The organism is Pseudomonas sp. PA27(2017) (genome assembly GCF_001945445.1).
Classification (GTDB): Bacteria; Pseudomonadota; Gammaproteobacteria; order Pseudomonadales; family Pseudomonadaceae; genus Aquipseudomonas.
The window spans coordinates 93,432-118,364 of the sequence record NZ_MSXW01000006.1; the positions used below are offsets into that span (position 1 = coordinate 93,432).

A 24,933-nucleotide genomic window follows, 5' to 3' on the forward strand; every position below is an offset into this window, starting at 1 on the left:
CCACCTGCGCGCCGTAGCCTGGCGTTGAGCGCAGCGATACCCAGGTATCGATTCCCGGGTTTCGCTGCGCTCTACCCGGGCTACAAAAGCCAATACGCCGCAGCGTTAGTGCCCCATCAGCCAGTGCTGATGAGGGCCGGGCAGGGTCCACAGGCCGAACAGGATCACCAGCAGGCCGCCGGCGATGCGCACGCCACGCCGGCGCAGCAGGCTGACCAGACGCTCGGCCGCGAGCCCGGTGGCCAGCAGCACCGGCAGGGTGCCGAGGCCGAAGGTGAACATCAGCGTGGCGCTACGCAGGGCATCACCCTGGCTCGCCGCCCACAGCAGGGTGCTGTACACCAGGCCGCAGGGCAGCCAGCCCCACAGGCCGCCGAGCAACAGGGCGCGCGGCGCGCTGGTGATTGGCATGCAGCGTCGGGTGATCGGTTGCAGGTGCCGCCAGAGGCCGCGGCCCAATGCTTCGATACGCGTCAGGCCGCTCCACCAACCGGCCAGGTAAAGGCCCATGGCGATCAGCAGCAGGCCGGCGATGCTGCGCATTACGGTGGCGAGCGGGCCGCTGGCCAACGCCCACCCGGCCAGGCCGAGCAGCAGCCCGGCAGTCGTGTAGCTGAGGATGCGCCCGGTGTTGTAGGCGATCAGCAAGCGCAGGCGCTGGTGGCGCCGCTCGGCGGGGATGGCCAGGGTCAGCGCGCCCATCAGCCCGCCGCACATGCCCAGGCAATGGCCGCCGCCGAGCAGGCCGAGCATCAGGGCGGAGAGCAGTTGCGGCAGCAGGTCAGTCATGTTCTTTCGGCGTGGGCTCGTCTTTGGCCTGTTTCACCGCCGCCTGGTGGCGTGGGTCATCGTCATCGAAGAGGATGCGGTGCGCCGGGCTGTCGAGGTCGTCGTACTGGCCGCTGTCCACCGCCCAGAAGAACAGCCACACGGCGAAGGCGACCAGCAGCAGGGCGACGGGAATCAGGATGTACAGCGCGGTCATGGTGCTTTCCCCAGGCGCAGAGCGTTGAGTACCACCAGCAACGAGCTGGCCGACATGCCCAGCGCGGCCCAGATCGGCGTGATCCAGCCGAGGGCGGCGAAGGGCAGCACCAGGCCATTGTACATCCCGGCCCAGGCCAGGTTCTCGATGATGACCGTGCGGGTGCGGCGCGCCAGGCGCAGGGCATCGACCAGGCTGGTCAGCCGATTGGAGAGCAGCACGGCGTCGGCGCTGGTCTTGGCCAGATCCGAAGCCGAGCCCATCGCCACGCTGATATCGGCGCCGGCGAGCACCGGCACGTCGTTGACGCCATCGCCGAGCATCAGCACGCGGCGGCCTTGCGTCTGCAGATCGCGCAGGATGGCCAGCTTGGCGTCCGGGGTCAGCCCGCCGCGGGCCTGATCGATACCCAACTGGCGGGCCACTTCGCCGACCATGGGCGAGCTGTCGCCGCTGAGCAGCAGGACCTGCCAACCGCGCCCGCGCGCCGCCTCGACCAGGGCTGGCGCATCGTCGCGCAGGCGGTCGTCGAGTACGAACCAGGCCAGCGGTCCCTGTTCGTCACCCAGCAGCAACCACTGGCCCTGTTCCCCGGTGATGGCCGGTGCGGGGCTGGCGCTGAGTGCGCTGACGAAATCGGCCTGGCCGATACGTAGCCGGCGCCCCTGGACGACACCTTCGAGGCCCAGCCCTGGCACGTTCAGCAGCGCCTCGACCGGTGCTGTGGCGTGGCCGAAGGCGCGGGCTATGGGGTGTTCGGACTGGCTTTCGAGTGCCGCGGCCAGGGCCAGGCAGGTGTCGCCATCCAGGTCACCGAGCGGTTGCACGGCGCGCAAGGTCAGGCGGCCTTCGGTGAGGGTGCCGGTCTTGTCGACGATCAGCGTGTCGATCTGCTCCAGGCCTTCGAGCACATGACCGCGGGTCAATAGCATGCCGAGCTTGTGCAGGGTGCCGGTGGCGGTGGTCAGCGCCGTCGGCGTAGCCAGGGCGAGGGCGCAGGGGCAGGTGGCGACGAGCAGGGCGAGCACCACCCAGAACGCCCGCGACGCATCGAGCTGCCACCAGACAACCCCGACGATGGCCGCCACCACTAGCACGATCAACAGGAACCACTGCGCCACCTGGTCGGCGATCTCGGCCAGACGCGGCTTCTCGCCTTGCGCTCGCTCCAGCAGGCGGACGATGGCCGACAGCCGGGTGGCGTCGCCCAGCGCCTGCACTTCGACGGTCAGCGGGCCCTCGACATTCAGCGTGCCGGCGGTCACGGCATCGCCGACGCTGCGCGATTGAGGCAGGTATTCACCGGTGAGCAGGGATTCGTCGACGCTGGACTGCCCGGCCAGCACCTGGCCATCGGCCGGCAGCAGCGCACCCGGCGGCACCAGCACGCGGTCGCCGGGTTGCAGCTCGCTGAGCAGGATGCGCTGGCTGTGGCCCTGCTCATCCAGGCGCAGGCAGGAGGCCGGCAGCAGCTTGACCAGTTGCGCGGTAGCCGCCGCGGTGCGCTCCCGGGCGCGGCGCTCCAGGTAGCGACCGCTGAGCAGGAACAGAGCGAACATGCCCACGGCATCGAAATACAACTCACCATGGCCCATGACCGTGGACCAGATGCCCGCCGCGTAGGCGCCGCCGATGGCCAGCGACACCGAGACGTCCATGCTCAGGTGGCGGGTGCGCAGGTCGCGCAGCGCGCCGCGAAAGAACTGCCCGCAGCAGTAGAAGACGATGGGCGTGGTGAGAAACAGGCTGACCCAGCGCAGGATGCTGTCCAGCTCGGGGCTCAGGTCGACGTTGAATTCCGGCCAGGTGGCCATGCTGGCCATCATCACCTGCATCCAGAGAAGCCCGGCGACGCCCAGCTGGCGCATCGCGCGGCGATTCTCGCGGGTCAGCTGCTCGGCGGCGGCATCGGCCTGCCAGGGATGGGCGGCGTAGCCGATGCGCCGCACTTCGCCGAGCAGTTCGCTCAAGGGCAGGGCGCTGGCGCTCCAGCGTACCCGCAGGCGATGGTTGGACAGGTTCAGGTGCGCCTCGACCACGCCGGGCAGGGCAGCGAGGTGCTTTTCGATCAGCCAGCCGCAGGCCGCGCAACTGATGCCCTCGATCAGCAGGCTGGTTTCGCTCGACTCGCCGCTTTGTTCGACGAAGGGCTGCTGCACGTCGCGGCGGTCATACAGGGCCAGCTCGTCGGGCAGCGCCTGGGGCAACTGTTGGGGATTGTGGGCCGCTTCGCTGCGATGGCTGTAGTAATGCTCCAGGCCGTTCTGCACGATGGTTTCGGCCACCGCCTGGCAGCCTGGGCAGCACAGCTCGCGCGACTGGCCCAGCACCACAGCTGAAAAGTGGCTGCCCGCCGGCACCGGCAGGCCGCAGTGGTAGCAGGGCGCCGGGCTGCTGCGCTCGAGCGGCGCGCCGGTGGCAAGCGAGGTGTCGATCAGCGCTCATCCCCGAGCTGGATGCGCTTGCCGGCTTCGAGGGTTTCTTCCTCGAACAGGCGCCAGTCCTGGCCGCCTTCCTGGCCGATCAGCTCGACGAAGCGCCGGCCCTGCACGCTGTCCTGCAGGTTGCCGCGATACAGGCCTTCACCCTGATGTTGCAGCACCACGCGGCGATCGCGCTCCGGCTGGGTGGGCGATACCAGGTTGAGTACCAGTTGCGCGGGAGCGCTGGCGCCGTGCAGTTGCAACTCGGCGATGCCGCGTTCGTCGTCCAGATCCAGCGTCGCCTGCAGCTTCAGGCGCAGCGCCAGGTTCTCGCGCTCCAGGGACTGGTTGATGCCCTTGCCGACGTCGTAATAATCGTCGGAGATCAATCCCGGCGGATTGCGCGTGGCGACGGCCAGCAGGGTCAGCCCCTGGATCACCGAGTAGCCGAGCAGGGCGATCAGGAACCAGGGCCAGAATTGCTTGTACCAGGGGGCGGGTTGGAGGTCTTCGTTCATGGTTGGCCTGCTATCTCACGCTCGGGCCGATAAAGCGGCTGCTGGCGTCGTTGTGGATGCTGTCGTCATCGGTGGCACGGATGTGGAAGGTGATCTCGTTGGTGCTCGACGGCAGCTTCTCGGCGTCGATGGACAGCTCCACCGGGATCGCCAGCACCTCGCCGGCCAGGGCGCGGACTTCGCGGCGGCCCTCGTACACCAGGCCGTCCAGGCCGTCGGCGTCGATGCGGAAGACGACGTCCTGCTGAGCCTTGTTCATGATCTTCAGGGTGTAAACGTTCTCGATTCGGCCCTGCTCGTTCTCGCGGTAGAGTACCCGATCCTTGAGCACGTCCAGTTCTACCAGCGAACGGTTGCTCACTGCCCAGGCGAATACCGCCAGCATGGCCAGGAGGGCGATGGCGTAGCCGATCAGCCGCGGGCGCAGCAGGCGGGTCTTCTGTCCCGAGAGGTTGTGTTCGGTGGTATAGCTGATCAGCCCGCGCGGGTAGTTCATCTTGTCCATGACGGCGTCGCAGGCGTCGATGCACGCGGCGCAACCGATGCACTCGATCTGCAGGCCGTCGCGAATGTCGATGCCGGTCGGGCACACCTGCACGCACAGGGTGCAGTCGATGCAGTCGCCCAGGCCCTGGGCCTTGTGGTCGGCGGTCTTCTTGCGCGGGCTGCGGGTTTCGCCACGGCGTGGGTCGTAGGAGACGATCAGCGTGTCCTGGTCGAACATCACGCTCTGGAAGCGCGCATAGGGGCACATGTGGATGCACACCTGCTCGCGCAGCCAGCCGGCATTGCCGTAGGTGGCGAGGGTGAAGAAGGCGATCCAGAACAGCGCCCAGCCGCTGGCTTCGAAGGTGACCAGTTCGGCGAGCAGCTCGCGGATCGGCGCAAAATAGCCGACGAAGGTCAGCGCGGTGACCAGGGAAACGCCCAGCCAGATGCTGTGCTTGGCGAAGCGGCGAGCGAATTTGTTGGCATTCATCGGTGCCTTCTCCAGCTTCATCCGCTGGTTGCGGTCGCCCTCGGTGACCTTTTCTGCCCACATGAATATCCAGGTGAACACGCTCTGCGGGCAGGTGTAGCCGCACCACACCCGGCCGGCGAACACGGTGATGAAGAACAGCCCGAAGGCGGCGATGATCAGCAGCGCCGAGAGCAGCACGAAATCCTGGGGCCAGTAGGTGGCGCCGAAGATGTGGAACTTGCGCTCCGGCAGGTTCCACCACACTGCCTGGTGGCCGTCCCAGTTCAGCCACACGGTGCCGAAGTAGAGGACGAACAGCAGAGCACCGCCAGCACGCCGCAGGTTGCGGTAGAAGCCGCTGAACGCGCGGGTGTGGATCTTCTCGCGACTGGCATAGAGGTCGATGGTCTCGCCGGCGGGCGGCGTGACGTTCTTGACGGGGATCTGTTGGCTCATCGAGGGCTACCACAACGGTTGGTCGGGCCTGCCGCGGCCGATACGTGCCGGTCGCGATCGTTCGCTGCGCCGATGGTACGCCGCAACGCCGGATCGGGCTTGCGGCTACCCGTCGCAGGGTAGGTGCAGGGCCATGCTAGGGGCAGTATGCCGGAGCCGTCCTGACCCAGATCAGTGCACTCAATCTTTCTTCCGGTTTTGCGCTTCTGCCGGTGCCTTTTCGCGCTGCGACAGGCTGTACACGTAGGCGGCCAACAGGTGCACCTTGTCGTTGCCGAGAAATTCCGCCTGCGCCGGCATCTTGCCGCTGCGCCCATAGCGAATGGTCTGCTGCACCTGGGCGAAGCTCGAACCGTACAGCCACACCTTGTCCGTCAGATTCGGTGCGCCGAGCACCTGCAGGCCCTTGCCGTCGGGGCCGTGGCACATGGCGCAATTGGTGGCGAACAGCTGTTTGCCCGCGTCCAGGTCGACGGCGACGTGCGCCGGGTTTTCCAGGTTCGAGAGGCTGCGCACGTAGCCGGTCACGTCGCGCACGCCGTCGCCGCCGAGAATGGCCTGCCAGGCCGGCATCACGCCCTGGCGGCCGTGCATGATGGAGGCCTTGATGGTTTCCGGGTCGCCGCCGTATAGCCAGTCGTCATCGGTCAGATTAGGAAAACCGAAGGCGCCCTTGGCGTCGGCGCCGTGGCATACGGCGCAGTTGTTGGCGAACAACCGGCCACCGATTTTCAGCGCCTGCTCGTCCCTGGCCAGTTCGGTGATGGGGGTGGCCGCGTACCCGGCGAACAGCGGGCCGTAGCGTGCGTCGGCGGCGGCCATCTCGCGTTGCCACTGGGCGACCTGGGTCCAGCCCTCGTCATAGCCGGGCAGCAGGCCCTTGAAGTTGCCCAGCCCGGGGTAGAGCAGCAGGTAGCCGACGGCGAATGCCAGGGTGCCGAGAAACAGCAAGAACCACCAGCGCGGCAGCGGGTTGTCGTATTCCTCGATGCCGTCGAAGCTGTGCCCCGTGGTCCGCTCGCTGTCGCCCGGGCGCTGGCCCTTGCGGGTGGCGATGAGCAGCCAGCCCAGGCCCAGCAACGTGCCGAGGGTGGCCAGCGCGATGAACAGGCTCCAGAAGGTGCTCAAGGTTTGTCGTCCTCGGCCTTGTGGTCCTGCTGGCTGGCGCTCGGTGGCTGCTCGTCGGCGAAGGGCAGGTTGGCTGCTTCGTCGAAGCTGGACTTGCGCTTGCTGCTGTAGGCCCAGAGCACCACGGCGACGAAGGCGATGAACACCACGGCGGTGCCGATGCCGCGGATGGTGCCGATGTCGGTCAGGAAGGCTGGCATGGCGTCACCGCTTGCTCTGGATCGAGGTGCCGAGCACCTGCAGGTAGGCGATCAGTGCGTCCAGCTCGCTCTTGCCGGCCACCGCCTCGCGGGCCTTGGCGATGTCGTCGTCGCTGTAGGGAATGCCGAAGCCCTGCATAACCTTGAGCTTTTCGGCACTGAGGCCGCCATCGAGCGTGCGCTCGGCCAGCCAGGGATAGGCGGGCATCTTCGACTCCGGCACCAGGTCGCGCGGGTTGATCAGGTGGGCGCGGTGCCACTCGTCCGAGTAGCGCCCGCCGATCCGCGCCAGGTCCGGGCCGGTGCGTTTGGAGCCCCACAGGAAGGGGTGATCCCAGACGCTTTCGCCAGCCACCGAATAATGGCCGTAGCGCTCGGTTTCGGCGCGGAACGGGCGGATCATCTGCGAATGGCAACCCACGCAGCCTTCGCGGATATAGATGTCGCGGCCCTCGAGCTGCAGCGCGGTGTAGGGCCGCATGCCGGCCACCGGCTCGTTGACCACGTCCTGGAAGAACAGCGGGACGATCTGGGTGAGGCCGCCGATGCTCACGGCAATCACCATCAGCAGGGTCATCAGGCCGAGGTTCTTTTCGATCAGGTCGTGCTTCATCGGCCGGCCTCCCCGTTTTGCGCCAGGGGAATCCGCGCGCCGGCATCGTAGTCGGCCGGTTGGGCGCCGCGAATGGTGCGCCAGGTATTCCAGGCCATCAGCAGCATGCCGCTGAAGAAGATCGCGCCGCCGATCATGCGCACCACGTAGCCCCAGTGGCTGGCCGTCACCGACTCGATGAACGAGTAGGTGAGCGTGCCGTCGTCGTGCACCGCCTTCCACATCAGGCCCTGGGTAAGGCCGTTGACCCACATGGGCACGATGTACAGCACGGTGCCGATGGTCGCCAGCCAGAAGTGCAGGTGGATCGCCGCCAGGCTGTGCATTTGCTCGCGGCCGAACACCCGGGGAATCAGGTGATACAGCGAGCCGATGGTGATCATCGCCACCCAGCCGAGGGCGCCGGCGTGCACGTGGCCGATGGTCCAGTCGGTGTAGTGCGACAGCGCGTTGACCGTCTTGATGGCCATCATCGGCCCCTCGAAGGTGGACATGCCGTAGAACGCCAGCGAGACGACCAGAAAGCGCAGGATCGGGTCGGTACGCAACTTATGCCAGGCGCCGGAGAGGGTCATCATGCCGTTGATCATGCCGCCCCAACTCGGTGCCAAAAGGATGATCGACATCACCATGCCCAGGCTCTGGGCCCAGTCCGGCAGGGCGGTGTAATGCAGGTGGTGCGGGCCGGCCCAGATGTACAGGGTGATCAGCGCCCAGAAGTGCACGATGGAAAGGCGGTATGAGTAGATCGGCCGGTTGGCCTGCTTGGGCACGAAGTAATACATCATCCCGAGAAAGCCGGTGGTCAGGAAGAAGCCCACCGCGTTGTGGCCGTACCACCACTGGATCATCGCATCCGTGGCGCCGGCATACACCGAGTAGGACTTGAACAGGCTGACCGGCACGGCTGCGCTGTTGACCAGGTGCAGCATGCCGGTGACCAGGATGAAGGCGCCGAAGAACCAGTTGGCCACGTAGATATGCCGGGTGCGGCGCTTGAACAGGGTGCCGAAGAACACGCCGATATAGGCGAACCAGACGATGCCCAGGAGAATGTCGATCGGCCATTCCAGCTCGGCGTATTCCTTGCTGCTGGTGTAGCCCATTGGCAGGCTGATCACCGCCGCGACGATCACCGCCTGCCAGCCCCAGAAGGTGAAGGCCGCCAGGCGGTCGGACGCCAGCCGCACCTGGCAGGTGCGCTGCACCACGTAATAGCTGGTGGCGAACAGCGCGCAGCCGCCGAAGGCGAAGATCACCGCATTGGTGTGCAGCGGGCGCAGGCGGCCGAAGCTGGTCCAGGGCAGGTCGAAATTCAGTTGCGGCCACACCAACTGCGCGGCGATGAACACCCCGAGCGCCATGCCGACCACGCCCCAGACCACGGTCATCACCGCGAACTGGCGCACCACCTTGTAGTTGTAGGCAGCCGGACTGCTTGCTGGGCTCATGCTGGGTTCCACGCTGGGCTGGGTGCTGCCGCGGGGCGACAGGCATTTCAGGCGGCGCGAGTATCCCTGACCGGCACGGGTGGTGCAATGCGTGGAAATGTAGTGCAAGGGTTCCGCCAGCTATGGCAGACGCGGTTCTGGCGGTATTTGGGCGAGCGGGAGAATTGATTATGGGGCCCCTGGGTATCGCTGCGCTCAACGCCAGGCTACGGGTAATGATGGGATTTCGTGATCTGCTCCGTAGCCTAGGTATCGCTTCGCTCAACGCCAGGCTACGGCGCGGTAGGTGGCGGGGTTATTTGGCCGCTTCTTTGCTGCGGCTCAGGCTCAGTACATAAGCCGCCAGCAGGTGCACCTTGTCGTTGCCCAGGTAGTGCTCCTGCGCGGGCATCTGGCCGTTGCGGCCGTAGCGGATGGTTTGCTGCAGTTGCGCCAGGCTCGAGCCGTAGATCCAGCCGCCGGGGTGGGTCAGGTCCGGCGCGCCCAGGACCGCCATACCGGTGCCTGCCGGGCCGTGGCAGGCCACGCAGGTGGTAGAGAACAGCTGCTTGCCCTGTTCCAGGTCGATGTTGCTGCCATCGGCCAGCGGCAGGCCAGCCAATTCGTGGCGCACGTAGCCGGCGACGTTGCGCACGCCGTCATCACCGAGCACCTGGCCCCAGGCCGGCATCACGCCGATGCGCCCGTTGAGGATGGTGGTCTTGATGGTTTCGGCGTCGCCGCCCCAGCGCCAGTTTTCGTCGGTCAGGTTGGGAAAACCCACCGCGCCCTTGGCGTCCGAGCCGTGGCAGATCGAGCAGTAGGTGGCGAACAGCCGGCCGCCCATCTTCAGCGCCTGCTCGTCCTGGGCCACCTGTTCCAGCGGCATGGCCGAGTACTTGGCGAAGATCGGCCCGTACTGGGCGTCGGCCTTGGCCACTTCGCGCTCCCACTGGGCGACCTGGGTCCAGCCGTCTTCATAACCCGGCAGCAGACCCTTGAAGTTGCCCAGGCCTGGATACAGGGCCAGGTAACCCACGGCGAAGATCAGCGTGCCGAGGAACAGCATGAACCACCAGCGTGGCAGCGGGTTGTCGTATTCCTCGATGCCGTCGAAGGAATGGCCCATGGTCTGGTCGGTGGTGTTCTTGCGTTCCCCTTTGCGTGTGGCGAACAGCAGCCAGAACAACGCGACCAGGCTGCCGAGGGTCAGCAGCGTGATGTACCAGCTCCAGAAAGTGCTCATGGGGTGTCTTTCCTTACTGCTGCTTTGTTGGGTTCATCGGCGAAGGGCAGGTTCGCCGCATCCTCGAAGGCCTTGGCGCGCTTGCCGCTGTAGGCCCACAGCGTCACGCAGGTGAAGGCGATCAGTACCAGGGCGGTACCGATGCCGCGCACCATGCCGATGTCGATCAGGTCGGTAAGCATGGGATCACCTCTTGTTCTTCAGCGCAGTGCCGAGCACTTGCAGGTAGGCGACCAGGGCGTCCATCTCGGTCTTGCCCTTTACCGCGGCGCTGGCGCCGGCGATGTCGTCATCCGTGTAGGGCACGCCGAGAAATCGCATGGCCTTGAGCTTGGCGGGGGTGTCCTTGCCGTCGAGCACGTTCTCGACCAGCCAGGGGTAGGACGGCATCTTCGATTCCGGCACCACGTTGCGCGGGTTGTAGAGGTGCGCGCGGTGCCACTCGTCCGAGTAGCGGCCGCCGACCCGGGCCAGGTCCGGCCCGGTGCGCTTGGAGCCCCACAGGAAGGGGTGATCCCAGACGCTTTCGCCGGCTACCGAGTAGTGGCCGTAGCGCTCGGTCTCGGCGCGGAACGGGCGGATCATCTGCGAGTGGCAACCCACGCAGCCTTCCTTGATGTACACGTCGCGGCCTTCGAGTTGCAGGGCGGTGTAGGGTTTCATACCGGCGACCGGCTCGTTGACCACGTCCTGGAAGAACAGCGGGACGATCTGCGTCAGCCCGCCGATGCTGACGGCGAACACCATCAGCAGGGCCATCAGGCCGACGTTCTTTTCGACGATTTCGTGTTTCATCAGTGGGCTCCCTCAACCGAATAAAGCGCAGCGGCTTCGAGTTCTTCCGGCTTGCTGGCACGCACGGTCTGCCAGGTGTTCCAGGCCATCAGCAACATGCCGGTGAAGAAGATCGCGCCGCCGATCACCCGCACCACGAAGCCGGGGTGGCTGGCTTCCAGCGCCTCGACGAAGGAGTAGGTGAGCGTGCCGTCGCTGTTCACCGCGCGCCACATCAGGCCCTGGGCGATGCCGTTGACCCACATCGAGGCGATGTACAGCACGGTGCCGATGGTGGCGAGCCAGAAGTGCGCGTTGATCAGGCCGATGCTGTGCATCTGCTCGCGGCCGAACACTTTGGGAATCAGGTGATACAGCGAGCCGATCGACACCATGGCAACCCAGCCCAAGGCGCCGGCGTGCACGTGGCCGATGGTCCAGTCGGTGTAGTGGGAGAGGGCGTTGACGGTCTTGATGGCCATCATCGGGCCTTCGAAGGTCGACATGCCGTAGAACGCCAGGGAGACGACCAAAAAGCGCAGGATCGGGTCGGTGCGCAACTTATGCCAGGCGCCCGACAGGGTCATCATGCCGTTGATCATGCCGCCCCAGCTCGGTGCCAGTAGCACCAGGGACATGACCATGCCCAGGCTCTGGGCCCAGTCCGGCAGCGCGGTGTAGTGCAAGTGGTGCGGGCCGGCCCATATGTACAGGGTGATCAGCGCCCAGAAGTGCACGATCGACAGGCGATAGGAATACACCGGACGCCCGGCCTGCTTGGGCACGAAGTAGTACATCATCCCCAGGAAGCCCGCGGTCAGGAAGAAACCCACCGCGTTGTGGCCGTACCACCACTGGATCATCGCGTCGGTGGCGCCGGCGTACAGCGAGTAGGACTTGGTCAGGGTGACCGGCACTTCCAGGTTGTTGACCACGTGCAGCAGCGCCACGGTGAGGATGAACCCGCCGAAGAACCAGTTGCCCACATAGATGTGGCTGACGTTGCGCTTGATGATGGTGCCGAAAAACACGATCGCGTAGCTGACCCAGACGATGGTGATCAGAATGTCGATCGGCCATTCCAGCTCGGCGTATTCCTTGGAACTGGTGTAGCCCAGCGGCAGGGTGACGGCCGCCAGCAGGATCACCAGTTGCCAGCCCCAGAACGTGAAGGCCGCCAGCTTCGGTGCGAACAGCGTGGCCTGGGAGGTGCGCTGTACGGCATAGTAACTGGTGGCGAACAGGGCGCAGCCGCCGAAGGCGAAGATCACCGCGTTGGTGTGCAGGGGCCGCAGGCGACCGAAACTGGTCCACGGCAGGTCGAAATTGAGCCATGGCCAGGCGAGCTGCGCTGCGATAAGCACGCCGAGCCCCATCCCGACTATGCCCCACACCACCGTCATGATGGCGAATTGGCGAACCACCTTGTAGTTATAGGCGGAACTGGTTGTTGTGTTCATGTCTGGGTTTCCATCCACGGTTATGGGCAGATCATCTGCAGCCCCCGCGCACGGACAAATCCGTACACGAAAAAGGGCTTTTTTATGAGCGAGGCAAGCATGCGAGAAGGGCAGCGAAGCGGTATTGACGCCGGTCAACAGGCACAAGAAAGCCCAGCGCCAGCGCTGCTCTGGGATCGGCCGACGGGCGCCAGCCAGGCCACCCTGATCCTTGCCCACGGCGCCGGCGCGCCGATGGACAGCGACTTCATGAACCTGATGGCAGGCAAGCTCGCCGCCCGCGGGCTGACGGTGGTGCGCTTCGAGTTCGACTACATGGCCGCGCGCCGACAGGACGGCAAGAAACGCCCACCCAACCCCCAGGCGAAACTGCTCGACTGCTGGCGAGCCGCTCACGCCGCCGTGCGACACCAGGTCACGGGGCCGTTGGCCATCGGCGGCAAATCCATGGGCGGGCGCATGGCCAGTCTGCTGGCCGACGAACTGGATGCTGACGGTCTGGTTTGCCTGGGCTACCCCTTCCACGCCATCGGCAAGGCCGACAAACCGCGCACCGCGCACCTGGCCGACCTGAAAACGCCGACCCTCATCGTGCAGGGCGAACGCGACGCCATGGGCGACCGCCACACCGTGGCCGGTTACCAACTCTCGGCGGCAATCGAACTGTGCTGGCTGGCGGCGGGCGACCACGACCTCAAACCGCTGAAGGTGTCCGGCTACAGCCACGAGCAGCATCTGGATTCGGCGGCGGATGCGGTCGTGGCGTTTCTTAAAATCTGTTCACGGTCTTCATGAGCATGAAGCGGCAACTGCGAGGCTGAAGTGGTCGACACTGATCCAGTGTAGGAGCGGGCCATAGGGTTCAGTTTGTAGGGTGGACGACGCCTCACCTACGCGGCCCGACCCGTCCACCGTTCTGCAATCGCAACGGTGGATGAAAAAAGCGCCATCCACCCTACGAGGCTGCGTGAATACACCGAGGCGCGTTGAAACCTCGTCTGCGTCGCAGTCCTGGCGCGCTGCACGGGTTAACATGGACGGCTGTCAGGGTTACCGGAAGGCAGCAATGGATTATCGCGACGTATTGGCGGTGCAGCGGAGTGCCAAGCGTTTCAAGCGTCTGGCGCTGTGGGCGTTTGTGCCGCTGTGCCTCGTTCTGCTGCTGGGCAAGGGCAAGTGGTACCTGGCCGGTGCGCCGGGCAACCCAGCCTCCGTCGACATGATGAAAGACTATGTGCGTGGCGCCGGTGCCGACCCGGATACCTTGATCATCAGCGACCAGCGCGGTACCTGCGGCACCTTCAGCTACATAGCTCGAGATGGCAAACGCACGGCGCCACTGGGCTTCGTCGCTGTTCCAGGCAAAGGTGTGTCGCTGAGCCTGTTCAGCGCCGAATGGGACAAGAGCCCTTGCGCAGGGCCTCGGTCATATACGTTGCATCGCTGAAGCTTGTCGGCAAGCTGGGTGCCTGTTGTCACTGCGACAACCGTTGACCACACTGCAGGCAGTGCGCCGTTGCAGGATCGCAGTGTTCACCTGTGCGGTGGTCAAACTTGTAATGAGGCGACTGACCGCAATTCGAGCAGGCGTAGCGCGACAGCTTCCGATGCTGGTGATGAAGGCCCAGCAACCCCGCGGCAATTGCCACTGCCAGGGCAATCACCAGCGCATCATGGATCCCGAAGATCGCCAGCACGAACAGAGCGATCACCAGTACGGTGAGCAGCGACTCCAGAAAGTCCACATGGCTGCGCAGGCGGTTGTAAGCGTCCGGGTTCATGGCACGGCATCCTTGTTATTGGGTAGCCGTTGCCAGTTTGGCTTCAGTTACACCGTCTGTGCCTTATGGAAAACAAATGAAGCAGTTTGCGTTACTCGGTGGCGCTGCTCGGGCTTTCGGCAGCCTCGGCTTCCAGCTTCGCCCGGTCGGCCTTACTGATGTATTTGGGCTTGTTGCTCTTGGGTGCCAGCTTGGCATTGGCCTTCTTGGCGTGGGCCTCCAGCAACTGCTTGATCTTCTTGCGGCGATTCATCTGGGTACCTGTGGTAAGTGTCGAGCGCTTCAGCCTGCGGTTTTCTTCAGGGCCATGCCCTGGCTTGCCGGTGTCGTCAGCGCAAAGCCGAACTGCTGGTACAGGCGGTACGCTTCGCCGTCGGCGATCAAACTGACGTAGCCTGACTCCGGGACCTCGCGGGCGATAAAGTCGCTGATCGCCGCCATGATCATTTTCCCCAGGCCGCGGCCTTGATGCTCCGGCAGCACGGCGATATCCACCACCTGATAGAACGCGCCGCCATCGCCGATCACCCGGCCCATCCCCACCGGCTCGCCGGCGCAGAGCACCTGCACGGCGAATAGACTATTGGGCAGGCCGCGGCTCGCCGCCTCAACGGTCTTGCCGCTCAGCCCGGCTGCCGTGCGCAGATGGCGATAGGTTTCCACCGACGGAGTGGCGTGCACGATGGAGTAGGTGGGGGCGTTTTCGGTCATGGGGAACTCCTGTAATCACTGCACTGCTTAGGCTGGCGCGTGCCAGCTCATTAACAGAGTCTGGCTGCCGTCTTCTTCGGGTAGCGTGTCGGTAAGCGTCATGCCGGCCTTGCCCAGCACCCGCCGGGAGGCGGCGTTGTCTGGCGCAACGGTGGCGATAATCTGCGTCAGGCCCAGCTTTTGAGCTGCGTAGGGTAGCAGGGCGCATACCACTTCGCTGGCATGGCCATGGCCCCAGTACTCGCGGGCGAAGGCGTACTTGATCTCGGGTTTGTCCTGATCGTCCGGGTGCACCAGCCCGCAAAAGCCGATCACCGCGCCGCCGTCGCGCAGAGTCACGGCGTACATGCCGTAGCCGCGCTGCCGGTAGTTGTTCGCTGTTACCTCCAGCCAATTGGCCGCTTGTTGCGGCGTCAGCGCCACGCCATCACCGACCCAGCGCATGGCCTCGGCATCGCCGTAGACCCGCAGCAGCGGTTCCAGGTCATCCGGCACCCAGCGCCGCACCAGCAGGCGCTCGGTCATCAGCACGCGTTCGCCATCGAGTTCCTTCACGGCCTGTCGCCCTGTGCTGTGCGGTAGCGTGCGAGCAATAACGGCAAGGCCGACTCGCGCCAGAACTTCAGGCTGATATGCCCCGACGACATGCCGCCATGGGCGTGCCGCTCGACGAACACCGTGGACACTTCCGCGCTTGTCGGCAAGCCAACCAGGCGTTCGAAGGTGGCCTCGAGGATTTCGGCCAGTTGCGCATCGCTTGGCGGAAGCGGCTGCGTGGCCAACACCTCGCTCATTTCCTGCCACAGATAGGGATCACCCCGGCAGCCCCAACTGATGGGCTCGGTCTGGAAGAGGTCGGATAGGGTGTTGATGGACATCGATTCAGGTGGCCCCTGCTTTGGTCTATGCGGGAAGTCAGTCTACATCTGTGGCGTTACGCAGCCTTATCGCACGGGCCGCCATATAGACGCGGTTAGACGCCTCATCCAGCGACTCCAAGCCGGCAATGAAGCGGCCATTCTGCCACGGCGCGTAATCGTTGAAGCTGCCCATGCCGCCGTAAGCGGACATCACCGAACACGCCAGGCCTGTCAGTTCATCCCCATCGTGACTGCTGCCCGCCAGCGCTCTGGCGGTCGCTAGGCAATTGCGGAAATGCGTGCCCCAGTGGCTATCTGGGTCGAGGGCGAGAATATCTGTGAGCGCCGCTAGGTGAACGATCAGTTCATTCAGTTGGTTTTGTGGATTGGTCATGGTTCGCCGGGTGGTGAGTCTGTATCGAACGGGAATATGCCTCAGGCGTTTCGACGCTCAGGCTCTGACCCATGAATAAACACCGTGTAGGTATCGGCGGGTCGGTTGCCGTCAGCCCGGTCAAGGGCATGGCCGATGGCGCCGCGATGGTAGGTGCCGTGGTTGACCAGGTGAAAGATCGCTTCCTCACGGCTCAGCATGCCCTGCTTGCCATCCACGAAAACGAAGCGAATAGGCTCCTGAAGCTGCCCAGGCGTGAGGCCATCGAGGTACGCGGCCAACCACCGATTGGCCGCCATCAGCCGGCGATCCAGCTCATCGAGCTGGGGCAGGGTATCGGTGTTGGTACTGTCATGGGGCGCCGGCTCCCCAAGCAACCGTGCGCGAAACAGCTCTTCAACGCGAACCATATGGTTGAGCTGCTGCCGCGCGAAGGCCAGCGCTTCGGACTGCGCCAATGGATCGAGTTGAGCGACCGCGTCCAGCGTTCGACGGTCTGCCCAGGCTTTGTATTTAAGGGTGTTGTGGGTGAGCATTGAGTTGACCTTAGGCACTGTTTGAAGGGGAGAGTCCAAAACATCGTCAGGCATGCATTACCTAAGGTTTGTAGGATAGCGAAACGCGTAGCTGAAGTCTTATCCGTCCACCACTTCAAAATTGCAATGGTGGATGAAAAAGGCGTCATCCACCCTACTTGCTAAAGTTGCCCTGGATTAAGCAATCGAGGTACGTGGTCAGCCAGTTTCGTAGGGTGGACGACGCTTTATCCGTCCACCAGTTTCAGAGTGCAATGGTGGATGAAAAGAGCGTCATCCACCTTACTTGCTACCTTCTTTCGTCTTTGCTCAATATATCGATCTAGGCCGGGCGAATAATTAAACAAAATACTATTCCTTGAATAGCTAACGTTAAGCTAAGAGGACGGGCTTTAGCCCGTCCCAGCGAACGAAGTGAACGCTTTGAGCGCATTGTTAGAAAAGCATTCACCTCGATTTTATTAGACCCAACCAGTATCACCTTCGAGGCGATATGGGTTCTGTTCTTTCTTTGGTGAAGTGTGTTCATCAATTACAACATCTTCTCTTCTGATCTTTGGTTGGCATGGCATTGAAGTGAACGTGCTGAGCACGCCTTGCTTTTGCTTACTCTTTTTGAGTTTTACTTTTCCGCTGCGTAGAAATTTAACTGTCTTTTTAAGCTGCTCTGCTGCTCGTTCTTTCTCAAGAGCACGTCGTTTCTCTGCTTTTGCAAGGTCTCTTTCTTTTTCCTGCTGGCGTTTTTGAGCGCCTCCGGATTTCGCTTTTTTGCTCATGAAGGTTCGACGTGCCTCCGATGTTTTCTAACATTTGGTTAAGAGGCGGGCTTTAGCCCGTCCCAGTGAGCGCAGCGAACGATTTGAACGAGTTGTTAGCCGCACTGTTGCACAATTAAATTCTGCATATAGCCATTTTCTTCAGTGGCGAGTGGGTATTTATTGTTGTTAAGCAATTGTTGAAGCTTAGGAAGACTGCTGGCTTCTTCGTATGCGACCTGGCATGAAGCCGAATCAAATAAATTTCTTAGCTTGGCCTTGACGACTGGAGCTAGTTTCGGGGAGGCGCTAACAAAGATAGAAACTATGTCTAGTTGATCCGTGAGGTCTCGGTACATGTCAATTGCAAAGAGGTTTTTAGGCTCATTCCTGTTTAAGAAAGCATATACATCGCCTTGGCCGATTTCTGTTTGATAAAAATATTTCTTATATAGATGGTTTATGTCCACATCTAGACCTAAAAACTCAATTGCCGACTGAATTTCTGTGTTGGCCTCAAAGTCATCGTCGCCGTTGCCACGCCAACGCACTAAATCGCTCATTGATACTGTCAGGTGAAACTGATGCGTTTCGATTATTTTCATAGGGTGGCTAATGTTTGGTTAAGGCGCGGGATTTAGCCCGTCCCAGTGAGCGAGGTGAACGATTTAAACCACTAGTTAGAGCTATAGTGCACGTGTTTTATATGCATATTTTTCTCTTTGTTCGGGGCGTATGACATTTTTAACCATGCTTGGATGGCATGCCCCAAAGGTTGCAAAATTTGCTCTTGCTTGGCGAATAGTAAGGCCATGATTTGCACCTGATTCTAAATCTGGTTCCTCAATACCAAAGTAATCATTCTCCCAAAAGCATACAGCGCATATTTCATAATCTTCACCTACGGCTAGGGTGAAGTAGTCGCAGCATGGACATTGGCAAAGATTCATTGCGTAGCTCTAACTATAAATAGACACCAAGTGGTGCATAACTTTTCCGGACGGGGCGTGGTGTACAACATCCCATGCCCTTTTGCCGAGCCCGTCTAGCTCGCGACATACAGCGAGGTGCTGGGATGCTTGGCGAGTTATACACCACGCTTTCGGTATGTCGATAGGTGCCGAGCCTGACGTCGTCCCCGGGCGTAAGGCCAGCGAAAAGGCGCAACATTTCGCTGCGCCTCAATTGCCTACCGATTAAACCGCGCCACCAACGAATACTGCCCCTGCGCCGTACTTGTGAGCTCCTCACTCAACAACGCCGTGCTTTGCGCCTCGCCAGCCGTCTGGTCGGATAGCTGCGCGATGGTGGTGATGTTGCGGCTGATTTCGTCGGCGACGGCGCTTTGTTCTTCGGCGGCGGCGGCGATCTGGTCGGCCATTTCGTTGATATTGGCGACCGCGTCGCTGATGCCGGCCAGGGCCAGGTCGGCCTGTTGTACGCGTTCGACGCCTTCGTCGGCCTGTTTGCGGCCGATGTCCATGGTCAGCACGGCTTCGTCGGCGGTGCGTTGCAGTTTGGCGATCAGGGCGTGGATCTGGCCGGTTGATTCGGCGGTGCGTTGCGCCAGGGAGCGGACTTCGTCGGCGACCACGGCGAAGCCGCGGCCCATTTCGCCGGCGCGGGCGGCTTCGATGGCGGCGTTGAGGGCCAGCAGGTTGGTCTGGTCGGCGATGCCCTTGATCACGTCGACCACGCCGCCGATTTCATTGCTGTCCTGGGCGAGGCGGGTGACGGTTTCGCCGGTTTCGCCCACCGACAGGGACAGGCGCTGGATCGCTTCGCGGGTTTCGCTGGCGATGCCACGGCCTTGCTGGGTCAGGCGGTTGGCTTCCTGGGTGGCGATGGCGGTGCGCGCCACGTTGTTGGCCACTTCCAGGGTGGTGGCGGCCATCTGGTTGACGGCGGTGGCGACCTGGTCGGTTTCTTCGCGTTGGCGCTGCAGGCCGGTGGAGCTGTTGTGGGCCAGCACGTCGGCCTGGGCCGCCTGCTTGGCGAGGTTCTCGGCGCTGTCCTGCAGGCGGGTGAGGCAGGTTTTCAGGCGTGCTTCCTGGCTGAGGATGGACAGTTCCAGGCGGCCTTCGACACCGCCGTTGTCGGTGTACATCTGGGCGATCAGCGGGTCGGAGGTGCTTTGTTCGGCCAGTTGCAGCAGACGCTTGATGCCGCGGCTCTGCCAGGCCAGGCCGAGCAGGCCAAGGGGGATCGACAGCGCGGCGGCGGCAACGAAGCCCCAGGTGCTGTCCAGCCAGGCGCCGACCAGAAAGCCGACCTGGCTGACCAGAATGAACGGCAGCCAGTTCTGCACCACCGGCAGCCAGCGGTCGCGGCTGGGGATCGCCGCTTTGCCTGCGTTGATGCGGCCATAGAGCGCCTGGGCGCGTTGCACCTGCTCGGCGGTGGGCTTGCTGCGCACCGACTCGTAGCCGGTGACCTTGCCGTCATCGAGCACCGGCACCACGTAGGCGTTGACCCAGTAGTGGTCGCCGTTCTTGCAGCGGTTCTTGACGATGCCCATCCATGGTCGGCCGGCTTTCAGGGTTTCCCACATATGGGCGAACACGGCGGGCGGCACGTCGGGGTGGCGCACCAGGTTGTGCGGCGCGCGGATCAGCTCGTCGCGGGAGAAGCCGCTGATCTCGATGAAGGCTTCGTTGCAGTAGGTGATCTGGCCCTTGAGGTCGGTAGTCGAGATCAGGCGTTGCTGCGCCGGAAAAGTCCGCTCGTTACCGGTGATGGGCTGGTTGTTACGCATGGCATCTACCCTGATGTCAGTGCGCTGCCAGGGAGGAAGTAGGGCAGGCGGGCGATGGTTCGCGCCACCTACCAGACTACGACTGTGGTCCTGACCCCGCTGCGGCTGGGGCGACCGATCCTACAGGCAACGCTTTTATGGTTATCGCTTACGCGTGGCAGGCCTGCAGTGTACCCAACTTTCAAGGCGTGGAACGTTTTGACGCCGGTAAAACGACGGTCCATTGGTCGAGGGTGGGCGGGCACGTTCGAGCGCGCAAAAGAAACCCGGGTGTCGCTGCGCTCGACCCGGGTTATGGAACCTCCCGCGCAGCCACGCTGCACGGGTGATCGTCAGCTGGCGATCAGCTGGCGCAGCACGTAGTGCAGTATGCCGCCGGCCTTGAAGTACTCGACCTCGTTGAGGGTGTCGATGCGGCAGAGCAGCTCGACGCTCTCCAGCTTGCCATCTTCGCGGGTGATCTCCAGCGTCAGCGGCATGTGCGGGCGCACCTCGACGCCGTCCAGGCCCTTGATCGCCAGGGTTTCCTTGCCGGTCAGGCCCAGGCTCTTGCGATCCGCGCCGCCGGTGAACTGCAGCGGCAGCACACCCATGCCCACCAGGTTGGAACGGTGGATACGCTCGAAGCTCTCGGCGATCACCGCTTTGACGCCCAGCAGGTTGGTGCCCTTGGCCGCCCAGTCGCGGCTGGAGCCGGTGCCGTATTCCTTGCCGGCGATCACCACCAGTGGCGTGCCTTCCTGCTGGTAGCGCATGGCGGCATCGTAGATCGCCAGTTTCTCGCCGCTCGGCACGTGCAGGGTGATGCCGCCTTCCTCGCCGTCGAGCATCTCGTTGCGGATACGGATGTTGGCGAAGGTGCCGCGCATCATCACTTCATGGTTGCCGCGGCGCGAGCCGTAGGAGTTGAAGTCGCGCGGCTCGACGCCTTGTTCGCGCAGGTAGCGACCGGCCGGGCTGTCAGCCTTGATGTTGCCGGCCGGGGAGATGTGGTCGGTGGTCACCGAGTCGCCGAGCAGCGCCAGGATGCGCGTATTGGCAATGTCGGTGATCGCCGGCGGCGCCTGGTCGATGGCCTCGAAGAACGGCGGGTGCTGGATGTAGGTGGAGTCGTTCTGCCAGGTGTAGGTGTCGGCTTCCGGCACCTGGATGGCCTGCCACTGCTCGTCGCCTTCGAACACCTCGGCGTATTCCTTGCGGAACATGGCGGTGTCGACCTTCTGTACGGCCTCGGCGATTTCCTTCTGGCTCGGCCAGATGTCGCGCAGGTACACCGGCTTGCCGTCGCGGTCTTCACCCAGCGGCTCCTCGGCGATATTCACGCGCACGCTGCCGGCCAGGGCATAGGCGACCACCAGGGGCGGCGAGGCGAGCCAGTTGGTTTTCACCAGCGGATGCACGCGGCCTTCGAAGTTGCGGTTGCCGGACAGCACCGAAGCGACGGTCAGGTCATGTTCCTGAATGGCCTTCTCGATCGGGTCCGGCAGCGGGCCGGAGTTGCCGATGCAGGTGGTACAGCCGTAGCCGACCAGGTCGAAGCCGAGCTTGTCGAGGTATTCGGTGAGCCCGGCGGCGGCGAAGTATTCGGTCACCACCTTGGAACCCGGCGCCAGCGAGCTCTTGACCCAGGGCTTGCGCTGGAGGCCTTTCTCCACGGCCTTCTTGGCCAGGAGGCCGGCGGCCATCATCACGCTCGGGTTGGAGGTATTGGTGCAGGAGGTGATCGCCGCGATCACCACGGCGCCGTCACTCAGCGGGTGGCGCTGGCCGTCCATCTCATAGTGGATCTCGTTCTGCGCGGCATTGCCAACGGCTACGCCACCGCCGCCTTCGCTTTCCAGGCGACCTTCCTCTTTACGCGACGGCTTGAGCTGCAGGCCGAGGAAGTCTTCGAAGGCCTGGCCGACCTGGGGCAGGGCAACGCGATCCTGCGGGCGTTTGGGGCCGGCCAGGCTGGCTTCGACCTGGCCCATGTCCAGCTCCAGCGTATCGGTGAATACCGGCTCGCTGCCGGCCTGGCGCCACATGCCCTGAGCTTTGGAATAGGCTTCCACCAGCTTGACGGTCTGATCCGGGCGGCCGGACAGGCGCAGGTAATCCAGGGTGATCTCATCGACCGGGAAGAAACCGCAGGTGGCGCCGTATTCCGGCGCCATGTTGGCGATGGTGGCGCGGTCGGCGAGCGGCAGTTCGGCCAGGCCGTCGCCGTAGAACTCGACGAATTTGCCGACCACGCCTTTCTTGCGCAGCATTTGGGTGACGGTCAGCACCAGGTCGGTGGCGGTGATGCCTTCCTTGAGCTTGCCGGTCAGCTTGAAGCCGATCACTTCGGGAATCAGCATCGACACCGGCTGGCCAAGCATCGCCGCTTCCGCCTCGATGCCGCCCACGCCCCAGCCCAATACGCCGAGGCCGTTGATCATGGTGGTGTGTGAGTCGGTGCCGACCAGGGTGTCGGGGTAGGCGTAGGTCACGCCGTCTTCTTCCTTGGTCCACACGGTGCGGCCCAGGTATTCCAGGTTCACCTGGTGGCAGATGCCGGTGCCCGGCGGTACCACGCTGAAGTTGTCGAAGGCGCTCTGGCCCCAGCGCAGGAAGGCGTAGCGCTCGCCGTTGCGCAGCATCTCGATCTCGACGTTCTCGCCAAATGCCTCGGGGCTGGCGAACTTGTCGACCATCACCGAGTGGTCGATCACCAGGTCGACCGGCGACAGCGGGTTGATCTTCTGCGGGTCGCCGCCGGCCTTGGCCATAGCGTCGCGCATGGCGGCCAGGTCGACCACGGCGGGTACACCGGTGAAGTCCTGCATCAATACGCGGGCAGGGCGGTACTGGATCTCGCGCTCGGAGCTGCGTTTTTCCAGCCAGTCGCTGATGGCTTGCAGGTCATCCTGGGTGACGGTCTTGTCGTCCTGCCAGCGCAGCAGGTTTTCCAGCAGCACCTTGAGCGACACCGGCAGCTTGTCGATGTCGCCCAGCTGTTTGGCGGCGTCCGGCAGGCTGAAGTAATCGTAGGATTTACCGTCCACGTCGAGGGTGCGGCGGCAGTTCAGGCTATCGATGGAGGACATCGTGCATCTCCTTGTGGCTTGCACGGTACAAGCCGTTCTGGTTTGGCAGGCGCTCTGTGGCCCTGCGCGATGATTCCCTTGGCCAGGCTCGTGCGGCTTGCGGTGAGCCGTCGCCTGATCGTGCACCTGTCGAGCATAGCCCGCAGGCGCAGCCGGCGATGCCGGGATGCTGTTCTCTGGACAGGGAGCAGAGGCCCTGGGTTCCAGTTTTCGCTATCATGCGCGGCCTATGGAGATGCTTAAATGAAGACTTTGTTACTGCACTGCCGCCCCGGTTTCGAGAACGAGGTGTGTTCGGAGATATCCGAGCATGCCGCGCGTCTCGACGTGCCCGGCTACGCCAAGGCCAAGCCGGACACCGCCTGCGCCGAATTCATCTGCAGTGACGAGGCGGGCGCCGAGCGGCTGATGGCCGGGCTGCGCTTCAGCCAGTTGATCTTCATCCGCCAGTGGGCGCGCGGCAGCTTCATCGAGCTGCCCGAAAAGGATCGTATCAGCGTGTTGCTCGAGCACCTGGCGCCGCTGCCGGTTTTCGGCAGCCTATGGCTGGAGGTGTTCGACACCAACGACGGCAAGGAGCTGTCCGGCTTCTGCAGGAAGTTCGAAGGCCCGCTGCGCAAGGCCCTGAGCGGCGCCGGCAAGCTGGCGGAGAGCGCCCGTGCGCCGCGCCTGCTGCTGACCTTCAAGAGTGGCCGCGAGGTATTTCTCGGCATGGCCGCGCCAAACAACTCGGCGATCTGGCCCATGGGCATTCCGCGCCTCAAGTTCCCCCGCGAGGCGCCCAGCCGCTCGACCCTGAAACTCGAAGAGGCCTGGCACACCTTCATTCCGCGTGAGCAGTGGGATGAGCGCCTGTCGGACGAGATGACCGGCGTCGACCTGGGCGCCGCACCGGGCGGCTGGACCTATCAGCTGGTACGCCGCGGCATGTTGGTGACCGCCATCGACAACGGCCCGATGGCCGAAAGCCTGATGGACACCGGCCTGGTCAAGCACCTGATGGTCGACGGCTTCACCTGGAAGCCCAAGCAGCCGGTGGACTGGATGGTCTGCGACATCGTCGAGAAGCCCGCACGCAGCGCCGCGCTGCTGGAAACCTGGATCGGCGAGGGCCATTGCCGCGAGGCGGTGGTCAACCTCAAGTTGCCGATGAAGCAGCGCTACGCCGAGGTGCAGCGCCTGCTCGAGCGCATCGCCGAAGGCCTGGCCGCGCGCAAGGTCAAGGCGAGCATCGCCTGCAAGCAGCTGTATCACGACCGCGAGGAAGTGACCTGCCACCTGCGCCGGCTGAGCAAATAGACCGAATTTGAACGGTGAGCTGCCCGTGCCGGCAGCCACTTCCCGAATGCAGCAAGAATGATCAAGCGGAGCCCGTGATGCTCGATTCGACCCCTGACGACACCCTCGACGCCACCGGCCTGTTCTGCCCCGAGCCGGTGATGATGCTGCACAACAAGGTGCGCGACCTGCCGGCCGGCGGCCTGCTCAAGGTCATCGCTACCGATCCCTCGACCCAGCGCGACATTCCCAAGTTTTGCGTGTTTCTCGGCCACGAGCTGGTGGAGCAGGCGCAGGATGCCGAGACCTATCTGTACTGGATTCGCAAGAAGGCTGATTGATTCGCCGCGGGTCGCGGCTCCTACGCGACCGCGGATGCACTACCAATCATGTAGGAGCGTCGCCCCGGCGCGAACGAATGTGGCCTTGCTGCAATACCAGTGTCGTACATGCGATTCGCCGCGGGGTCGCGGCTCCTACGCGGTCGCGGATGCACTACCAATCGTGTAGGAGCGTCGCCCCGGCGCGAAAGCGATGGTGGCCTTGCTGCAAGGCCAGCGTCGTACGTGCGATTCGCCGCGGGGTCGCGGCTCCTACG

General features: G+C 63.6%; 29 protein-coding genes. 4 read left to right on the forward strand and 25 right to left on the reverse strand.

Annotated features, from left to right (window positions below):
- Positions 1 to 105 precede the first annotated feature (105 nt).
- From BVH06_RS02465 to ccoN (BVH06_RS02525), 13 genes are all read right to left on the reverse strand, one after another.
- Positions 106 to 789 (reverse strand): sulfite exporter TauE/SafE family protein, encoded by a 684-nt coding sequence (locus tag BVH06_RS02465; RefSeq protein ID WP_075933058.1) that lies wholly within the window; start codon positions 787 to 789, stop codon positions 106 to 108.
- Positions 782 to 985 carry a cbb3-type cytochrome oxidase assembly protein CcoS gene (gene ccoS, locus BVH06_RS02470; RefSeq protein ID WP_075931469.1) on the reverse strand — a complete coding sequence of 68 codons (204 nt, stop codon included), beginning with the start codon at positions 983 to 985 and terminating at the stop codon, positions 782 to 784. The genes BVH06_RS02465 and ccoS overlap by 8 nt, the downstream gene beginning before the upstream one ends.
- Complete coding sequence (locus tag BVH06_RS02475) at positions 982 to 3,420, reverse strand: heavy metal translocating P-type ATPase (protein WP_168172877.1); 2,439 nt, start codon at positions 3,418 to 3,420, stop codon at positions 982 to 984. The genes ccoS and BVH06_RS02475 overlap by 4 nt, the downstream gene beginning before the upstream one ends.
- Positions 3,420 to 3,926 carry a FixH family protein gene (locus BVH06_RS02480; RefSeq protein WP_075933060.1) on the reverse strand — a complete coding sequence of 169 codons (507 nt, stop codon included), beginning with the start codon at positions 3,924 to 3,926 and terminating at the stop codon, positions 3,420 to 3,422. The genes BVH06_RS02475 and BVH06_RS02480 overlap by 1 nt, the downstream gene beginning before the upstream one ends.
- Before the next feature lie 10 nt (positions 3,927 to 3,936).
- Complete coding sequence (gene ccoG, locus BVH06_RS02485) at positions 3,937 to 5,343, reverse strand: cytochrome c oxidase accessory protein CcoG (RefSeq protein WP_075933061.1); 1,407 nt, start codon at positions 5,341 to 5,343, stop codon at positions 3,937 to 3,939.
- 180 nt (positions 5,344 to 5,523) lie between these two features.
- On the reverse strand, positions 5,524 to 6,471 hold the full coding sequence (gene ccoP / locus BVH06_RS02490) for a cytochrome-c oxidase, cbb3-type subunit III (protein WP_075933062.1): 948 nt from the start codon (positions 6,469 to 6,471) through the stop codon (positions 5,524 to 5,526).
- Positions 6,468 to 6,671, reverse strand: coding sequence for a CcoQ/FixQ family Cbb3-type cytochrome c oxidase assembly chaperone (locus BVH06_RS02495; protein ID WP_075933063.1), 204 nt, complete (start codon positions 6,669 to 6,671; stop codon positions 6,468 to 6,470). Before BVH06_RS02495 ends, ccoP (BVH06_RS02490) begins: the two co-directional genes overlap by 4 nt.
- A gap of 4 nt (positions 6,672 to 6,675) precedes the next feature.
- Positions 6,676 to 7,284 (reverse strand): cytochrome-c oxidase, cbb3-type subunit II, encoded by a 609-nt coding sequence (ccoO, locus tag BVH06_RS02500; protein WP_075933064.1) that lies wholly within the window; start codon positions 7,282 to 7,284, stop codon positions 6,676 to 6,678.
- Entirely contained in the window at positions 7,281 to 8,735 is a 1,455-nt protein-coding gene (ccoN, locus tag BVH06_RS02505; RefSeq protein ID WP_075931508.1) for a cytochrome-c oxidase, cbb3-type subunit I, read from the reverse strand. Before ccoN (BVH06_RS02505) ends, ccoO (BVH06_RS02500) begins: the two co-directional genes overlap by 4 nt.
- Before the next feature lie 295 nt (positions 8,736 to 9,030).
- Positions 9,031 to 9,960, reverse strand: coding sequence for a cytochrome-c oxidase, cbb3-type subunit III (gene ccoP / locus BVH06_RS02510; protein WP_075933065.1), 930 nt, complete (start codon positions 9,958 to 9,960; stop codon positions 9,031 to 9,033).
- Positions 9,957 to 10,142, reverse strand: coding sequence for a CcoQ/FixQ family Cbb3-type cytochrome c oxidase assembly chaperone (locus BVH06_RS02515; RefSeq protein WP_013791955.1), 186 nt, complete (start codon positions 10,140 to 10,142; stop codon positions 9,957 to 9,959). Before BVH06_RS02515 ends, ccoP (BVH06_RS02510) begins: the two co-directional genes overlap by 4 nt.
- A 4-nt stretch (positions 10,143 to 10,146) precedes the next feature.
- On the reverse strand, positions 10,147 to 10,755 hold the full coding sequence (ccoO, locus tag BVH06_RS02520) for a cytochrome-c oxidase, cbb3-type subunit II (RefSeq protein WP_075933066.1): 609 nt from the start codon (positions 10,753 to 10,755) through the stop codon (positions 10,147 to 10,149).
- Positions 10,755 to 12,194, reverse strand: coding sequence for a cytochrome-c oxidase, cbb3-type subunit I (gene ccoN, locus BVH06_RS02525; RefSeq protein ID WP_075933067.1), 1,440 nt, complete (start codon positions 12,192 to 12,194; stop codon positions 10,755 to 10,757). Before ccoN (BVH06_RS02525) ends, ccoO (BVH06_RS02520) begins: the two co-directional genes overlap by 1 nt.
- Before the next feature lie 99 nt (positions 12,195 to 12,293).
- Here ccoN (BVH06_RS02525) and BVH06_RS02530 point away from each other — a divergent pair, with 99 nt between their 5' ends.
- Together BVH06_RS02530 and BVH06_RS02535 are read left to right on the forward strand one after the other, a co-directional pair.
- Positions 12,294 to 12,989 carry an alpha/beta family hydrolase gene (locus BVH06_RS02530; RefSeq protein ID WP_075933087.1) on the forward strand — a complete coding sequence of 232 codons (696 nt, stop codon included), beginning with the start codon at positions 12,294 to 12,296 and terminating at the stop codon, positions 12,987 to 12,989.
- A gap of 271 nt (positions 12,990 to 13,260) precedes the next feature.
- Positions 13,261 to 13,641 (forward strand): hypothetical protein, encoded by a 381-nt coding sequence (locus BVH06_RS02535; protein WP_075933068.1) that lies wholly within the window; start codon positions 13,261 to 13,263, stop codon positions 13,639 to 13,641.
- Between the two features lie 28 nt (positions 13,642 to 13,669).
- Here the strand turns inward: BVH06_RS02535 and BVH06_RS02540 are convergent, their stop codons facing one another.
- From BVH06_RS02540 to acnA, 12 genes are all read right to left on the reverse strand, one after another.
- Positions 13,670 to 13,975 carry a hypothetical protein gene (locus BVH06_RS02540; RefSeq protein ID WP_075933069.1) on the reverse strand — a complete coding sequence of 102 codons (306 nt, stop codon included), beginning with the start codon at positions 13,973 to 13,975 and terminating at the stop codon, positions 13,670 to 13,672.
- Positions 13,976 to 14,066: 91 nt separating this feature from the next.
- The gene (locus tag BVH06_RS02545; protein ID WP_075931458.1) at positions 14,067 to 14,228 is read right to left on the reverse strand and encodes a DUF2986 domain-containing protein; all 162 of its coding nucleotides are present in this window, start codon (positions 14,226 to 14,228) and stop codon (positions 14,067 to 14,069) included.
- Between the two features lie 29 nt (positions 14,229 to 14,257).
- Positions 14,258 to 14,686, reverse strand: coding sequence for a GNAT family N-acetyltransferase (locus BVH06_RS02550; RefSeq protein ID WP_075933070.1), 429 nt, complete (start codon positions 14,684 to 14,686; stop codon positions 14,258 to 14,260).
- A gap of 27 nt (positions 14,687 to 14,713) precedes the next feature.
- Positions 14,714 to 15,241, reverse strand: coding sequence for a GNAT family N-acetyltransferase (locus tag BVH06_RS02555; RefSeq protein WP_075933071.1), 528 nt, complete (start codon positions 15,239 to 15,241; stop codon positions 14,714 to 14,716).
- Positions 15,238 to 15,564 carry a hypothetical protein gene (locus BVH06_RS02560; RefSeq protein ID WP_075933072.1) on the reverse strand — a complete coding sequence of 109 codons (327 nt, stop codon included), beginning with the start codon at positions 15,562 to 15,564 and terminating at the stop codon, positions 15,238 to 15,240. Before BVH06_RS02560 ends, BVH06_RS02555 begins: the two co-directional genes overlap by 4 nt.
- Before the next feature lie 37 nt (positions 15,565 to 15,601).
- Complete coding sequence (locus BVH06_RS02565) at positions 15,602 to 15,940, reverse strand: hypothetical protein (RefSeq protein WP_075933073.1); 339 nt, start codon at positions 15,938 to 15,940, stop codon at positions 15,602 to 15,604.
- Between the two features lie 41 nt (positions 15,941 to 15,981).
- Entirely contained in the window at positions 15,982 to 16,530 is a 549-nt protein-coding gene (locus BVH06_RS02570; protein ID WP_139315546.1) for a DinB family protein, read from the reverse strand.
- A 407-nt stretch (positions 16,531 to 16,937) separates the two neighbouring features.
- Positions 16,938 to 17,252, reverse strand: coding sequence for a hypothetical protein (locus tag BVH06_RS02575; RefSeq protein WP_075933075.1), 315 nt, complete (start codon positions 17,250 to 17,252; stop codon positions 16,938 to 16,940).
- Positions 17,253 to 17,347: 95 nt separating this feature from the next.
- Positions 17,348 to 17,836, reverse strand: a complete 489-nt coding sequence (locus tag BVH06_RS02580; protein ID WP_013791943.1) for a hypothetical protein — start codon at positions 17,834 to 17,836, stop codon at positions 17,348 to 17,350.
- An 81-nt stretch (positions 17,837 to 17,917) separates the two neighbouring features.
- Positions 17,918 to 18,181, reverse strand: a complete 264-nt coding sequence (locus BVH06_RS02585; protein ID WP_075933076.1) for a CPCC family cysteine-rich protein — start codon at positions 18,179 to 18,181, stop codon at positions 17,918 to 17,920.
- A gap of 239 nt (positions 18,182 to 18,420) precedes the next feature.
- Positions 18,421 to 19,986 carry a PAS domain-containing methyl-accepting chemotaxis protein gene (locus tag BVH06_RS02590; protein ID WP_075933077.1) on the reverse strand — a complete coding sequence of 522 codons (1,566 nt, stop codon included), beginning with the start codon at positions 19,984 to 19,986 and terminating at the stop codon, positions 18,421 to 18,423.
- A gap of 332 nt (positions 19,987 to 20,318) precedes the next feature.
- A complete protein-coding gene (acnA, locus tag BVH06_RS02595) occupies positions 20,319 to 23,057 on the reverse strand; it encodes an aconitate hydratase AcnA (protein WP_075933078.1) in 2,739 nt (912 codons plus the stop codon).
- A 243-nt stretch (positions 23,058 to 23,300) separates the two neighbouring features.
- Here acnA and rlmM point away from each other — a divergent pair, with 243 nt between their 5' ends.
- Positions 23,301 to 24,356: a 23S rRNA (cytidine(2498)-2'-O)-methyltransferase RlmM gene (gene rlmM, locus BVH06_RS02600; protein ID WP_075933079.1), complete on the forward strand. Its 1,056-nt coding sequence runs from the start codon at positions 23,301 to 23,303 to the stop codon at positions 24,354 to 24,356.
- A 77-nt stretch (positions 24,357 to 24,433) separates the two neighbouring features.
- Complete coding sequence (tusA, locus tag BVH06_RS02605) at positions 24,434 to 24,676, forward strand: sulfurtransferase TusA (RefSeq protein WP_027906355.1); 243 nt, start codon at positions 24,434 to 24,436, stop codon at positions 24,674 to 24,676.
- Positions 24,677 to 24,933 lie beyond the last annotated feature (257 nt).